The organism is Enterobacter sp. Lyrl_3 (assembly GCF_051948675.1).
Taxonomy (GTDB): domain Bacteria; phylum Pseudomonadota; class Gammaproteobacteria; order Enterobacterales; family Enterobacteriaceae; genus Enterobacter; species Enterobacter cloacae.
The window spans coordinates 55,790-70,470 of sequence record NZ_JAYJLI010000017.1 but is presented as its reverse complement, the minus strand read 5'-3'; the positions used below and the strand labels follow the sequence as shown (position 1 = coordinate 70,470).

Below are 14,681 nucleotides of genomic sequence, written 5' to 3'. Positions count from 1 at the left end.
CGTAATTGCCTGGTTATTGTTCATTTTTAATGGCAACTCCATAGCAACGATTATTACCATCAGTCAATTCCTGTCCTGCAATAATAATCCTAAAAATAGCGATTATTACATTTAAATACAAAATATCGGTAATTTACTGTAAGAGGCATTAAAAACCTACATGTTTGATTTTTTAATCCCCAACTCCTACTATTCGCACGTCCATGAATATTCATGACAATGGCTTTCCTGTCTGCGATGAAGGGATTTCCCGGAGCGATCGGAAGGCCAACAGTAAAACGTGCAGATAAGGGTAACCTCAGGTTCACCAGTACCGGCTGAGTTCAGTCGGTATACTTCGCCGTTACGTTGTGTTGAGGCATAAATAGCCCAGAACCCTGTCAGACGACTAAGTATGTGAAATCATGGTTGAGTCAAAGTGCATGAGTAAAGGCTCACAAGGAAAATGAATTGACGGAATAAGAATTATGGCTAATGCACCGAAGATTTGTATCGTGACAGGCGGTTCCAGTGGTATTGGGGAAGCCACAGCGCGACTGGCACAGGAGCAGGGTTACTGTGTGTACAACCTTGATTTGCTACCACCACAATCGACTTCGTCACAGCGTAATGACACCTTTTTAAAATGTGATGTAACGAACCGCAGTGAGGTGGAAGAGGTTGTGAATTTAATCTCCCTCCGTGAAGGTGGGATTGATGCTTTAGTGGTAAGTGCAGGTGTTCATTTTTCTGCAAACATCGAACAAACCTCAGAAGATGATTTTGACAGGGTGATGGGTGTTAATACAAAAGGAACTTATTGCCTGTTAAAATCCGTTATTCCCTTGATGAAAGAAAAAAGAAAAGGGAGTATCGTGATTGTTTCTTCCGATCAGGCCTTTGTCGGGAAGAAAAATAGTTTTGTTTACAATTCATCTAAGGCGGCGATTGCTGCAATGGCAAGAACTATTGCCCTGGATTACGCACCTTTTGGTATTCGTTGTAATGCAATTTGTCCCGGCACAATAGACACCCCTCTCTATCAAAATGCTGTACAACGTTATGCTTCGAAAAATGGACTGAATATTGATGAAGTTCATGAGGAAGAAGCAAAAGAGCAGCCATTAGGTCGAATAGGTACACCTGAAGATGTCGCTAATTTTATTACTTTTCTCATTGGTGATTCATCATCGTTTATAACAGGTGCACTGCTTCCTGTTGATGGTGGTTACACAGCCAGATAAAACATGACAAAAAAGGAAGTTCTGATATGAATCATATTCATTGTGTAGCCAGATTCCTGGCGAAGAGTGGAAAAATTGATGAACTTGTTGAGAGTTTACGTAAACTTATTCCGGATACGCTGTCGGAAGACGGTTGCATTGGCTATGATCTGACCCGAGAAATACAATACCCAGGTTCTCATGGTGAAAAATGGGATGTCTGCTTAATTGAACAGTGGAAGTCCCGGGAGGATTTTGATCTGCACTGTGCTAAACCATACATCACTCATTTTTTTGAAAGCACCGCGAAAATTTTGGTTGAAAAATCAGATGTACGTCTTTACGGAACATCAGTTTAAACATTTCAGGCCATTAATGATATTTACCATTAGCTCATCTTTGGTTACACCGGTAAATATTTCGCAGTCTTTGGAATATTTTATTGCAACCCAATATCCCTGATTTTCTAAGTAGGCCAGCTTAATATCCTGCCCTGCTACATTGATAACTTCGACTGATGTTGATTGATTGAATGTGTTGTCAGACATGAATATAGAAGAATTCCTTTCAAATCCATTAATTATGATTGATTGTGGCATCATCCTTGTAAAGGATGTAAAGCACCGTTTTATTGCCTCAAATGCTGCTTTTACCCGGCTTGCCGGAAAAAAGACAGAATCGCTTATTGGGTTAAATGATTTCGATATGCCCTGGGCTGACAGTGCAGACATCTATGTCAATCATGAAAAAGATATTCTGAGAGGAGACAATTATTCTGTCATAGAGCCTCTGAATGGAACCACTCCTGTAAACCTGATAACGACCAAAAAAGTTATCTATGATGCTGCGGGTAAACCTGCAGGAACCATTGCCACAGCTGTTGAAATCACGCAAAACATAAACTTCTTCAATCTTGCTGGCAAATCAGAAAGTATTAAAGTTTGTAACTATGGAGAGAAATATCACTTAACAGCCATGGAATCGAAAATAATGTATTTCCTTCTTAAAGGGCTGAAGCGAGCAGCTATCTCAGAAAGTACAGGGGTTTCTCTAAAATCCGTGGATTTTCATTTGATGAATCTCAAAAAGAAATTCAGGGCAGATAGTACGAAAGAACTTGTGAGCCTTGCCTACCAGAAAGGTTATCAGGACATACTCCCCTTCACACTTAAATTCTGAAACCTAGAATTCTTCTAGTATGTTTAAACCTGAAAATAGAGTTCAATACTCAGGTATCTGGATTGAGACTCAGCGCATATTTGCAATACCCGCATCACAAACAACGGGTGGGTGGGGTTGTCAACTTATCGCGGAGAGAAAATAACAGCCTGAAATCTCAGACGTAGCTTAATTCATGACTGAAGAGTACGAAAGTGAAAGGAATATGAGTGACAGAATGTGCAATGCGCAATGTGCGATGAGTGTGAAATCGTTCTCTATCCTGGGTCGATCTCATTTCCATTTTCCAAAGTTAACTTTTCTTTCGGGTTTTGACAGAAGTTGGGCAAATAAATAACCCACAAGTGAAGGACAGATCATGAGCTATCAGTCGGAAATACCCAAAGCGCGAATTAATCTAAAACTGGATTTACATACTGGTGGAGCGCAGAAGCAGACAGAACTCCCATTGAAACTGGTCGTATCGGGAGATTTCAGCAATGGTCGGGAAACGGCACCGCTGTCAGAAAGGAATAAGATCAATATCAATAAGCTGAATATTCAGCAGGTGCTGGCAGAGTTCGCGCCTTCAACCAGTTTCGATGTGAAGCATATCCACGGCGACGAAGAAACGGAAGAGAAGATTAACCTGACATTCCGCCATATGAAGGATTTCTCTCCGGAGCACGTTGCCCGTCAGGTGCCTCGCCTGCAGGCCATGCTGACCATGCGCAACCTGTTACGCGATCTGCGGGCCAACCTCCTTGACGATGCCAGCTTCCGTCGTGAATTACTGGAAATCCTGCGTAACCCCGACCTGAGCGATGAGCTTCGCGCTGAAATTGCCGCCCTGGCCCCTCAGGACATCTGATCCCCCTATTTGCACGAGATGAATACCATGTCAGCAGAACACAATACCGCCGCCGCAACGGCAGAAGTCCTGGAGCAGGAACCGTCTGCCGGGATCTATGCGTCATTGCTTAAAAAAATCAACCTGTCTCCCGTGGACCAGCTCAGCGATATCCGCGCCTGGAAGGATGAAGCCGATATGGCGGAAGCCGGTGCGAATCAGCGCGTGACCGCTGCCCTGGGCGTCTTTCTGGAGCAGTTGCGCCAGTCCGGTACCCGTAAAGTCGATAAGCTGGATAAGGCGCTGCTGGATCAGATGATCGGTGAACTGGATCGTCAGCTCAGCCAGGACCTGGACAAAATTCTTCATCACCCGGAATTTCAGAAGGTGGAAAGTCTCTGGCGCGGCGTGGAGCACCTTGTCGATAAATCGGATTTCAGAAAAAATATTCGCGTAGAGCTTCTTGATTTGTCCAAGGAGGATTTGCGGGCGGATTTTGAGGATGCGCCGGAAATCATCCAGAGCGGATTATACCAGCACGCTTATTGTTCGGAATATGACCAGCCCGGCGGTGAACCCATTGCGGCGCTGATTTCAGCGTACGAGTTTGATGCCGGTGCTCAGGATATCGCGCTGTTGCGTAATATCTCCAAAGTGGCCGCCGCCGCTCATATGCCGTTTATTGGCTCGGTGGGTCCAAAGTTCTTCATGAAAAATACGATCGAAGAGGTAGCGGCCATTAAGGACATTACCAACTATTTCGATCGCGCGGAGTATATCAAATGGAAGAGCTTCAGGGAAAGCGATGATTCCCGCTACATCGGCCTGACGATGCCGCGCGTGCTGGGTCGCCTGCCGTATGGCCCGGATACCGTCCCGGTACGCAGCTTCAACTACGTGGAAGAAGTCAAAGGTCCGGACCACGACAAGTACCTGTGGACGAATGCCTCTTTCGCCTTTGCCGCCAACATGGCCCGCAGTTTTGCGAACAACGGCTGGTGTGTGCAGATCCGTGGCCCGCAGGCCGGTGGTGCCGTGGAAGATCTGCCTATCCATCTGTTCGATCTCGGTACCGGCAGTCAGGTCAAAATCCCGTCTGAGATCATGATCTCCGAAACCCGCGAGTTTGATTTTTCAAACCTGGGATTAATTCCACTAAGTTACTATAAAAACAAGGATTTTGCCTGTTTCTTCTCTGCCAACTCCACGCAGAAACCGGCGCTGTATGACACCCCGGACGCCACGGCCAACAGCCGTATCAACGCCCGCCTGCCCTATATCTTCCTGATGTCGCGGATTGCGCACTACCTGAAGGTGATCCAGCGCGAAAACATCGGCACCACCAAAGATCGTCGCGTGCTGGAGCAGGAGCTGAACCGCTGGCTGAGCGGCCTGGTGACCGAGATGACCGATCCGGGCGATGCGCTGCAGGCTTCGCACCCGCCGCGCGAAGGCAAAGTGGTGGTGGAAGATATTGATGACAACCCGGGCTTCTTCCGCGTGAAACTCTTTGCGGTCCCGCATTTCCAGGTTGAGGGGATGGACGTCAATCTGTCTCTCGTCAGCAAGATGCCGAAAGCCAAAGCATAACGGGATGGTGTCATGAAGATTTATCGTCCGTTATGGGAAGACGGGGCGTTTCTGACCCCGCAGCAGTTTCAGCAGCAGGCCCTGTGGGATGCCCATATGGCACAGACGGTGGCCCGTATGGCACTGGCGAACCCGTGGGGCGTGGTCACGGCAGAGTTTGATGACGGGGCGCTGGCCCTCTCCCGTCTGAATGCCACCCGCCTGGTGGTCCGTTTCCCGGACGGCACGCTGGTGGACACCGATCTCAGTGATAACCTGCCCCCCGTGTGCGATCTCAACGGTATCACGGCCGATTCCGTCGGGGTGGTGCTGGCCCTGCCTCTGCTGAGCGCCAACGGCGGTAATCTGGACGATGGCAGGGACAGCGAGCGTCCCCGCCGCTGGAAGCAGGAGCGGGTAAGCGTGCAGGAGCTGACGGGTCATGAACAGACCGACATCCCGGTGCTGCGCCATGCCCTGACTCTGCGTCTTGCCCATCAGGAAAATACCGCCTGGCTGACCTGCCCTGTGGCCCGGCTGGTACGTAATGCCCAGGGGCAGTGGGTTCGTGATACCGCTTTTATCCCCCCTATGCTGGCGCTGTCCGGCAGCCCGTCGCTGCTGGCACGGCTTCGGGATCTGCTGCATCGCCTGCAGGCCCGTCGTCTGCGTCTGATGGCCATGCGCCGGGAAGCCAACGAACGGATGGCGGATTTTGCCGTGGCGGACGTCTCGCTGTTCTGGCTGCTCAATGCCCTGAACGGTGCGGCCCCGGTGCTGAGCGACCTGCTGGAGAGTCCGGCTCTCCATCCTGAACTGGTGTTCAGGGAACTGGTCCGTCTGACGGGCAGCCTCATGACCTTTTCGCTGGAGCACGATCTTAAGGCTATCCCGGCGTACCGTCATGAGACGCCGGAGCAGGTGTTTGGTCCGCTGCTCTCGTTACTCGATCAACTGCTCGAAGCGAGCCTGCCTTCCCGTGTCGTGCCGGTTGTGCTGAAACAGAACGGTGCGATGTGGAAAGGGGATCTGCACGATGCCCGTCTGCGCGAAGGGGCTGATTTCTGGCTGTCGGTACGTTCATCCATGCCCACCCACGAACTGCAGGCGCGTTTTCCGCAGCTGTGCAAGGCAGGCAGCTTCGATGATGTGTCGGAGGTGGTGAACGTGGCGATGAGCGGCATGGCAATCACGCCGGTCAGCCACGTGCCTGCCGCGATCCCGGTGCGTCTGGATAACCTGTATTTCGCGCTGGATCTGAATTCCGATGCCGGTCGCGCCATGCTGGCGGCGGGTAACTGCTCATTCTATACACCGGCCGCGCTGGGTGACGTGCAGCTGGAGCTGTTTGCGGTGCTGCGGACATGAGTCAGTCAACGGTGGTGAAAGCCGAACAGATATTATCCCCGGGCTGGCTGATGGCCTGTCAGTTGCGTAATGAACAGGCCATTGCGGACGGTGAGGCGTTGTATCGTCTCGCCTGCCAGCGGGTTCCGCAGATGCGCCGCCAGTTAGACGAGGCAGGTTTCAGCGAGTCCTCCCGTGAACAGATGCTGTTTGCCCTGTGCGCCCTGCTGGATGAGAGCGTGCTTAACCGGGGAAAGGACGATGACGTTTACCGGATCTGGCAGCAAAATCCGCTGCAGGCGCACTTCTTCTCCCGCATGGATGCCGGTGAAGCGCTCTGGGAAGACATCCGCACGCTGCTGAAATCTCCGGCTCCGGATATGGCGGTCATGAGCTGCCTGTACCGAACCCTGCAGCTCGGCTTTGTCGGGCAGTACCGTGAGCAGGGCCATGAGCGTCGTGAGGATGTGGTGCGTGCGCTGGCGGAACGCGTGCCGCCGTTTACCCTGAGCCAGGAAAACCCGGTGGTGGTGAGACCTTCCGTGCTGCGCGGCGGGCGGTGGTGGTACTGGCTGTCATGGGGCGCAGGAATCGCGGCGCTGGCCGCGATGTGGTTTGTGTTCTCCGCGCTGCTTGACGGTCAGGTGGCACAGCTCCTCGGATCGGGGTGACCATAATGCGTTATCTGTTCCGTCATGCGCTGACGCTGCTGGCTCTTACCCTGTCCCTGTGGCTGGTCAACGGCTTTTTACCGGTTTCATTCAGTACCCGGCTGATGCTCAGCCTGTTGATCCTGCTCGCCGCTGGCGGGCTGTTATGGCGTCAGTGGCAACGACATCCGTCTGCGGGTGAGGCCCGTACTCCACTGGCTGATGGTGTTCTGCCGCCGGACACTTTTACCGGGGCGGTGATCCTGGTCGCCGGAGACACCGCATCCCTGTTTTCAGCGGAATACGGTTTTCGTGAAACAGCTCAGGGCTGGTATCTGCGGGCCGGAACCCCGGAACAGCTCCCTCGTCTCGCGAAACTGCTTGCCGAAACACGCCCGTCGCTGTTGCCCCGCGTGGCGGTGCTGCTGGCGGTTATCCCTGAGCAGCATACCCGTGAAGAGACTTTTCAGCAGACGCTGCGCAGCTGGCAGCGGGCCATTACGCAGTGCCATGAGTGGCTGCCGGGTCCGCCCGCCTTACTGAGTGCGGTCTGGCTCTCCCCGCCGGAGGGCTCTGCATCCGCAGATACCCGCTGGTTTACCGTCACGCCCGGTCACTCCTCGCTGCGGGTGCATCTTCCTGGCGAAGGCATCCTGACGCTGGCGGACTGGCAGCGGGAAGCGACAGCGGAGAGCCGCCTGTCCCGCCTCAGTCAGAGCCTCTGGCTGGATACCCTGCAGGCGTGGTATCAGCGCGTGGTGGCCCCGGCGTTGCTGGCGACCACGGGCAACCAGAGTGCGCTGCGACCAGGCGGGCTGGGGTACTGCCTGACGTCAGTTCACGGGGAGCACGATAATCTCTGGCAGCAGCAGATGGCCGCACTGACCACAATGACACCTGCCGCCATACCGGAAGCGTCGCTGTTACCGCTGCCGGATGTGCTGCTCAGCTCACTTTCCCGTCACCGTGGCGTCAGCCGCCGGATGCAGCACTGGCGTCTCATCGGGCTGATAAGCGGTGTGTTTCTGCTGCTGGCGATGACGTGTTCTTTTGTGAATAACCAGCGACTTATCCGCAGCATCAGCGACCATCTGACCCTGTACGCAAGCCCGGGTGAACAACCTGCCGGTCCACGCCTGCAGGCGCAGGCCATCCTGCGTGGTGACCTGTTGCGACTGGATGACATGCAGCGTCGGGGTGTTCCGCAGCGTTTCGGGCTGGGGCTGTATCAGGGCCAGCGCCTGATAGCACCGCTGAATGCGGCGGTGAATGGCTGGAGGCAGGAAGCCCCTTCGGCGAAACAGCCCGTCGTCAGCGCTGCGCCACAAATTGTGCGGCTCGACAGCCTTTCGCTGTTTGCGCCGGGCGAGGCTTCCCTGAAATCCGGCTCCACGAAGGTGCTGGTGAATGCGCTGGTGGGTATTAAGGCAAAGCCTGGCTGGCTGATTGTGGTCAGCGGGCACACCGACAATACCGGCAGCCCGTCGCTTAACCAGGCGCTCTCCCTGAAACGGGCGGAAGCGGTGCGCGACTGGATGCGCGACACCGGCGGCGTGCCGGAAAGCTGTTTTGCGGTGCAGGGCTACGGGGCCACCCGCCCCCTGCAGACCAATAACACGACGGCGGGCCGCGCGGCCAACCGTCGGGTTGAAATCCGTCTGGTCCCGCAGGCCGATGCCTGCCGGGTACCGGGCATAAAACCGGTGCCATCACAGGATGGTGGCGCTTCTCAACGTAATCAATAAGGAATCAATAACATGGCAATTCCGGTTTATCTGTGGCTGAAGGACGACGGCGGTGCGGACATTAAAGGCTCCGTGGACGTGAAGGACCGCGAGGGCAGCATCGAGGTGGTGGCACAAGAGCATAACCTGTACATCCCGACCGACAACAACACCGGCAAGCTGACCGGCACCCGTATCCACACCCCGTTTAAATTCACCAAGGAAATCGACGCCTCCAGCCCGTACCTGTACAAGGCGGTGACCACCGGCCAGACCCTGAAATCAGCCGAGTTCAGATGGTACAAAATCAACGATGCCGGTCAGGAAGTGGAGTACTTCAACACCCTGCTGGAAAACGTGAAGGTGGTGAAGGTCAATCCGGTGATGCATGACATCAAGGACCCGACCTACGAGAAGCACAACCACCTGGAGCAGCTTGAACTGCGCTACGAAAAAATCACCTGGACCTACAAGGACGGCAACATCATTCATTCCGATGCCTGGAACGAACGCGCCACGGCGTAACACATCAGCAGACGGGGTTATCCCTGTCTGCTTTTTTTTGCTGAGCCTCTGTGAACACGGGTGCTGAGCAAAAAACACCACAATCCGGACATCTGACCTGATGCGCTCTGGTCTCCTGAACACCAGGAAACAGCGAGGGGCGGTAGCGTGCCTGACGGTCACCGACACTGAGAAAAATAACATGGAAAATCCTGCCGTACTGCTGCGTCGTCTCAACCCGTTCTGCGCCCGGGCTCTGGAGGATGCGGCCATGCTGTGCCAGACCCGCGCCCACGCGGAAATCCATCCTGAACACTGGCTGCTCAAACTGCTGGAACAGGGCGAAGGCGACCTTACCGTACTGGCCCGTCGCTATGAGTGGGATATGGATACGGTATGGCAGAATTTGCTGGCATACCTGGACCGGCTGCCCCGGTCAGTCAAAGGCCGTCCGCAGCTGTCCGCGCAGTTCAACGAACTGCTGCGTCAGGCCTGGCTGTGTGCGTCGATGGCGGGGGAAGAGCAGATACGCAGTCTTCACCTGCTGATGGCGTTACGCAGCCATTCGTCACTGCTGCTCTGTGACGGTCTGTGGCCGCTGCTCTCCCTGACTACCGGACAGCTGACGCAACTGCGCACGCTGCTGGATGCGCAGTCGGACGAGCGTCAGGAAGTGCAGGCACAGGAATCCATGCTGATGGCGGGTGACGGCGGCGATACCGGAAACGGTAATGTGGAAATCGTCGGGCGTCCTGTGGGTGCAGATGCGCCCGTAATAAAAGAAGGCAAACCCACCACGGCATTACTGGCAGTTCTGGACCGTTTCACCACCGACGTCACCGCAAAAGCCCGCGACGGGAAAATCGACCCGGTATTTGGTCGTGACAATGAAATCCGTCAGATGGTGGATATTCTCTCCCGTCGGCGCAAGAACAACCCGATTCTGGTGGGCGAACCGGGCGTCGGCAAGACGGCGCTGGTGGAAGGCCTGGCGCTGCGCATAGCCGAAGGTAACGTTCCTGAATCCCTCAAACCCGTTATCCTGCGCACCCTCGACCTCGGCCTGCTGCAGGCAGGCGCCGGTGTCAAAGGCGAGTTCGAGCAGCGCCTCAAAAACATCATCGACGCGGTGCAGCAGTCTCCGCTGCCGGTGCTGCTGTTTATCGACGAAGCCCACACCATTATTGGCGCAGGCAATCAGGCGGGCGGGGCCGATGCGGCCAACCTGCTGAAACCGGCGCTGGCCCGGGGCGAGCTGCGCACCATTGCCGCCACCACCTGGAGCGAGTACAAGCAGTATTTTGAACGCGACGCGGCGCTGGAGCGCAGGTTCCAGATGGTCAAAGTCGATGAACCGGATGACGACACCGCCTGCCTGATGCTCAGGGGCCTCAAGTCCCGCTACGCGGAGCACCACGGCGTGCATATCGCCGACGAGGCGGTCCGTGCGGCGGTCACCCTCTCCCGGCGCTACCTCACCGGACGTCAGTTGCCGGACAAGGCGGTGGACCTGCTGGACACCGCTGCGGCCCGCGTGCGCATGAGTCTGGATACGGTACCGGAAGCGCTCACCCGCCTGGCGGCGCAGGAAAACGCGCTGGTGCTGGAAGAAGAGGCCCTGCTGGAAGACCAGGCGGTGGGCCAGCACGTTCACGGTACCCGTCTGACGGAGATTGCACAGCAGACCCGCCAGCTCACCGCCGAACAGCAGCTGCTCGAAACCCGTTATCAGGAGGAGAAACGTCTGGTCACGCAGCTGCTGGAAAGCCGCCACGCGCCCGAATCACAGCGGCAGACCGCAGACCTTCAGCAACAGCTGCAGGCCCTGCAGCAGAACAGCCCGCTGCTGTGCCCGGATGTGGATGTGCGTATGGTGGCGGAAGTCATCGCCGACTGGACCGGCGTGCCGCTCTCGTCATTAATGAAGGATGAACAGACGGAGCTGCTGCATCTGGAATACCTGCTGGCTGAACGCGTGGTGGGACAGGACACTGCGTTGACCGCAATTGCGCAGCGTCTGCGGACGTCGAAAACCGGGCTGACGCCGGAGAACGGCCCGCAGGGCGTGTTCCTGCTGGCAGGCCCCAGCGGTACCGGCAAGACCGAAACCGCTCATGCGCTGGCGGATGCGCTGTACGGCGGCGAAAAGTCGCTGATTACTATCAACCTCTCCGAATACCAGGAGCCGCACACCGTCTCTCAGCTCAAGGGCTCTCCGCCGGGCTACGTTGGCTACGGTCAGGGCGGCATACTCACCGAAGCGGTCAGAAAACGCCCTTACAGTGTGGTGCTGCTCGACGAGGTGGAAAAAGCCCACCGGGATGTGATGAACCTGTTCTACCAGGTCTTTGACCGGGGCTTTATGCGCGACGGCGAAGGCCGCGAAATCGATTTTCGCAACACGGTCATCCTGATGACCTCAAACCTCGGCAGCGACCACATCATGCAGATGCTCGCGGAAAACCCGGAGACTACTGACAGCGAGCTGCACGAACGGGTGCGTCCGCTGCTGCGCGACCACTTCCAGCTTGCGCTGCTGGCGCGTTTTCAGACGGTGCTGTACCGCCCGCTCGGTGCAGCGCCGCTGCGCACCATCGTGGCGATGAAGCTTGAGAAGGTCACTCAGCGTCTGAGCCGTCACTACGGCATCACCACCACCCTCAGTGAAAGTCTGTATGACGCACTGGCCGCTGCCTGTCTGCTGCCGGACACCGGGGCCCGCAACATCGACAGCCTGCTTAACCAGCAGATACTGCCGGTGCTGAGCCAGCAGTTGCTGCACCACCTGGCCGCTGGCGTGACGCTGAACCACCTGACGCTCGGCTGGCATGAGGATGACGGTATCGTGATGGAATTTAACGCCATGCCGGACCATAAGGCGTGAGCCCCCGTCGGAGAGCCGAACATGCACATCATTTTATTTCTGGTCATTGTCCTGGGCAGTGTTTTCCTGCTGCCGGAAGGCTGGATTGTGGTGCTGGTGAAACACGGCATCGCGCTGTACGGCGAGGGTGAAATGGCGATGAACCAACTGGACGTCACCGTTCTGCTGGTAAAGGCGCTGCTAAGCGGGGTGTTGGCGTATGCCCTTCTCCGGCTGTTCCGGCACTGAGCGTTTACGCGCACCCACTCTGCCACATGCGGTGGCACTGAATCTGACAGGAAACACACATGAGTCTGACTGACACATTGAACCGCTACCGGCTGAATATAGACAGCTGCCCGTCCCCGCTGGATGTGGAAGATTTTACCGGCGAAGAGAAGCTGAGCGGGACGTACCGCTACATCATCCATTTTACCAGCCCGGACAAGGATATCCCGGCAGAGCAGATGTTACGCAAACCCGCCAGCCTGACGATGGCGGGTGGCATGCTGAAGCACCTGACGGAGCAAAAGCGGGTACATGGCGTCATCACGCAGTTCGAGCGTCTGACCTGCTCCGCTGACCAGGCGAAGTACCGCATTACGCTGGAGCCAAAACTGGTGCTGCTGGACCGGCAGTTCCGGACCCACCGCTTTTTTATCAATAAATCGGTGCCGGAGGTGGTCAGGCAGGTGCTGCAGGAGCATGGACTGAAGAACTGGGAGTATGAATTTTCGCTCAGACGCACGTACCCGAAGCGTGAGCAAATCAACCAGTACCAGGAAAACGACCTGCAGTTCATTCAGCGTCTGCTGGCCGACGTGGGCCTCTTCTACTGGTTCACCCTGCAGCCGGACACGCAGACAGAAGTGGTCAACGTAGGCGACACGCAGTACGCGCTGACGGCCCGTCACACGGTGATGCTGAACAGCCCGTCCGGCATGAATGATAACGCCAGTGAGTCGGTATGGGGGCTGGGTATTACCCACAACGTGGTGGAAGCCTCAGTCTCCACCAAAGATTATAACCACCGTGAAGCGCAGTTCCGCCTGGAATCCACCCCGGCGGACATGACGCGCGGCGATGGCGAGGGCGTGACGTACGGTGAGGTCTACCACTATAAACCGCGTCATCTGGTGCTGGGGGAGCGTATTAACGCCGAAACCGAAAGCGCCAATTTCTACGCCCGGCTCGACCATGAGCGTTTTCTGGCAAACCAGACGCACATCACCGGAACCAGCACCGATGCAGCCCTTTCACCGGGGCAGGTGGTCACCCTTACCGGCGACAGCCACAACACGCTCCCTGAAATACTGCAGGGCGAAATTCTGCTCACGGGACTGGAATACCGCGCCAGCCGGAAAAATGCGCTGCAGGTGAGTCTGCACGCGGTGCCGTACAGCGATACGGTCTGCTGGCGTCCGGCACTGCTGGCCCGCCCACAGGTCACCGGCACGATGACCGCCTGGGTGACCAGTGCGAAACCTCATGACATTTACGCCTGGCAGGATGCGTCTGGCCTGTACCGCGTAAAATTTGATGCCGACATGGACGATAAGGACGCGGGGCTTGAGAGTATGCCGGTGCGTCTGGCGAAACCCTACGGCGGGGATATGTACGGCTTCCACTTCCCGCTGATTCAGGGTACGGAAGTGGCGATTGGGTTTCATGAAGGCGACCCGGACCGCCCCTACATCGCCCATGTGATGCATAACTCCCGTTCGCGCGACCACGTGACCGACAAGAATGGTACCCGTAACATCATCCGTACCGCCGGACTGAACAAGCTGCGGATGGAGGACAAACGCGGTGAAGAGCATATCAAACTCAGCACCGTGTACGGCGGCAGGACGCAACTGAACCTCGGACACAACGTCGACGCAACCCGCAAACTTCGTGGTGAAGGCGCTGAACTACGGACTGATGACTGGGTGAGTATTCGGGGGGGCGCGGGGATACTAATTTCTGCTGACAGACAACCTGCGGCTGATGGTCAGATGCTGGAGATGGATCCGATCATTGCTCAGCTTGAGCAGGCTCTCACGCTTGCCCGGAGTCTGCAGGTTGCCGTCAAAAATGTCGGCGCATCTTCGGGGGATATTGACAGCCAGAAGATCCTTAATGAGTCGCTGGATCATCTGAAAAGAGAGGGGATTCTGGTACATGCCCCGGCTGGCGTGGGGATCCTTAGCCCGGAAGCGGTACGTCTGGCATCTGGTGGAGAAAGTATTGGTCTGATGGCGGGGAAAAATACCGATATCAGCACAGGGCAGTCATTTACGGTCGCCGCAAGTAATGCGGTCAGCGTATTCGCCGATCGGGGCGGTATGAGCCTGCTGGCTGCACAGGGAAAGGTGAATATTCAGGCGCTCAGCAACGAGCTTAATGCATCTGCACAACAGGATGTCACCGTAACCAGTGCCGAAGGCAATGTGACGGTGAACGCCGGGAATGTGGTCACGCTGAGAAACAGAGGCGGCGCGTACATTAAACTTGACGGGCAAAATATTGAGATAGGCTGCCCCGGTAATATCACGCTGAAAGCCACCAACGTAGATCAGCCCTCACCTGCAGCCCTGAAAGCGCCGCCAGTCACCCTTCCGAAAGCCTACAGCGAAAATTTTGTAACGACCGACACGCAGACGGGAGAAATAAAACCCTTCACATCTTATCGGATTTCCACGCGTGAAGGCGATGTGTATGAGGGCATATCCGGACGGGACGGAAAAACTGCTCCCGTATATACCGCCATGCCGTCGTCGGTGAGCATCGAATACCCCCGGACTGATACCCCTGATGAGGATAAGTAACTAT

At 55.9% G+C, this 14,681-nt stretch carries 13 protein-coding genes; 12 read left to right on the top strand and 1 reads right to left on the bottom strand.

Annotated features, from left to right (window positions below; genetic code table 11):
* Window positions 1-467: 467 nt before the first annotated feature.
* Entirely contained in the window at window positions 468-1,223 is a 756-nt protein-coding gene (locus VF709_RS21265) for an SDR family NAD(P)-dependent oxidoreductase (protein ID WP_422701293.1), read from the top strand.
* 26 nt (window positions 1,224-1,249) lie between these two features.
* The gene (locus VF709_RS21260) at window positions 1,250-1,561 is read left to right on the top strand and encodes a putative quinol monooxygenase (RefSeq protein ID WP_440232287.1); all 312 of its coding nucleotides are present in this window, start codon (window positions 1,250-1,252) and stop codon (window positions 1,559-1,561) included.
* Here VF709_RS21260 and VF709_RS21255 read toward each other — a convergent pair.
* Window positions 1,553-1,750: a hypothetical protein gene (locus tag VF709_RS21255; RefSeq protein ID WP_440232286.1), complete on the bottom strand. Its 198-nt coding sequence runs from the start codon at window positions 1,748-1,750 to the stop codon at window positions 1,553-1,555. The two genes, VF709_RS21260 and VF709_RS21255, sit on opposite strands and share 9 nt — an antisense overlap.
* Here VF709_RS21255 and VF709_RS21250 point away from each other — a divergent pair.
* From VF709_RS21250 to VF709_RS21205, 10 genes are all read left to right on the top strand, one after another.
* Entirely contained in the window at window positions 1,749-2,381 is a 633-nt protein-coding gene (locus tag VF709_RS21250) for a LuxR C-terminal-related transcriptional regulator (RefSeq protein ID WP_440232285.1), read from the top strand. The genes VF709_RS21255 and VF709_RS21250 overlap by 2 nt on opposite strands.
* A 358-nt stretch (window positions 2,382-2,739) precedes the next feature.
* Window positions 2,740-3,231: a type VI secretion system contractile sheath small subunit gene (tssB, locus tag VF709_RS21245; RefSeq protein ID WP_440232284.1), complete on the top strand. Its 492-nt coding sequence runs from the start codon at window positions 2,740-2,742 to the stop codon at window positions 3,229-3,231.
* 27 nt (window positions 3,232-3,258) lie between these two features.
* Window positions 3,259-4,800, top strand: a complete 1,542-nt coding sequence (gene tssC, locus VF709_RS21240) for a type VI secretion system contractile sheath large subunit (protein WP_440232283.1) — start codon at window positions 3,259-3,261, stop codon at window positions 4,798-4,800.
* Between the two features lie 12 nt (window positions 4,801-4,812).
* Complete coding sequence (gene tssK, locus VF709_RS21235) at window positions 4,813-6,147, top strand: type VI secretion system baseplate subunit TssK (protein ID WP_440232282.1); 1,335 nt, start codon at window positions 4,813-4,815, stop codon at window positions 6,145-6,147.
* A complete protein-coding gene (gene tssL, locus VF709_RS21230; protein WP_440232281.1) occupies window positions 6,144-6,797 on the top strand; it encodes a type VI secretion system protein TssL, short form in 654 nt (217 codons plus the stop codon). Before tssK ends, tssL begins: the two co-directional genes overlap by 4 nt.
* Window positions 6,798-6,802: 5 nt before the next feature.
* The gene (locus VF709_RS21225) at window positions 6,803-8,521 is read left to right on the top strand and encodes an OmpA family protein (RefSeq protein WP_440232280.1); all 1,719 of its coding nucleotides are present in this window, start codon (window positions 6,803-6,805) and stop codon (window positions 8,519-8,521) included.
* A gap of 12 nt (window positions 8,522-8,533) precedes the next feature.
* Window positions 8,534-9,025: an Hcp family type VI secretion system effector gene (locus VF709_RS21220; RefSeq protein WP_262768538.1), complete on the top strand. Its 492-nt coding sequence runs from the start codon at window positions 8,534-8,536 to the stop codon at window positions 9,023-9,025.
* A gap of 181 nt (window positions 9,026-9,206) precedes the next feature.
* Complete coding sequence (tssH, locus tag VF709_RS21215; protein ID WP_440232279.1) at window positions 9,207-11,888, top strand: type VI secretion system ATPase TssH; 2,682 nt, start codon at window positions 9,207-9,209, stop codon at window positions 11,886-11,888.
* A 21-nt stretch (window positions 11,889-11,909) separates the two neighbouring features.
* Entirely contained in the window at window positions 11,910-12,116 is a 207-nt protein-coding gene (locus VF709_RS21210; protein ID WP_373226738.1) for a hypothetical protein, read from the top strand.
* 59 nt (window positions 12,117-12,175) lie between these two features.
* A complete protein-coding gene (locus VF709_RS21205) occupies window positions 12,176-14,677 on the top strand; it encodes a type VI secretion system Vgr family protein (RefSeq protein ID WP_440232278.1) in 2,502 nt (833 codons plus the stop codon).
* Window positions 14,678-14,681 lie beyond the last annotated feature (4 nt).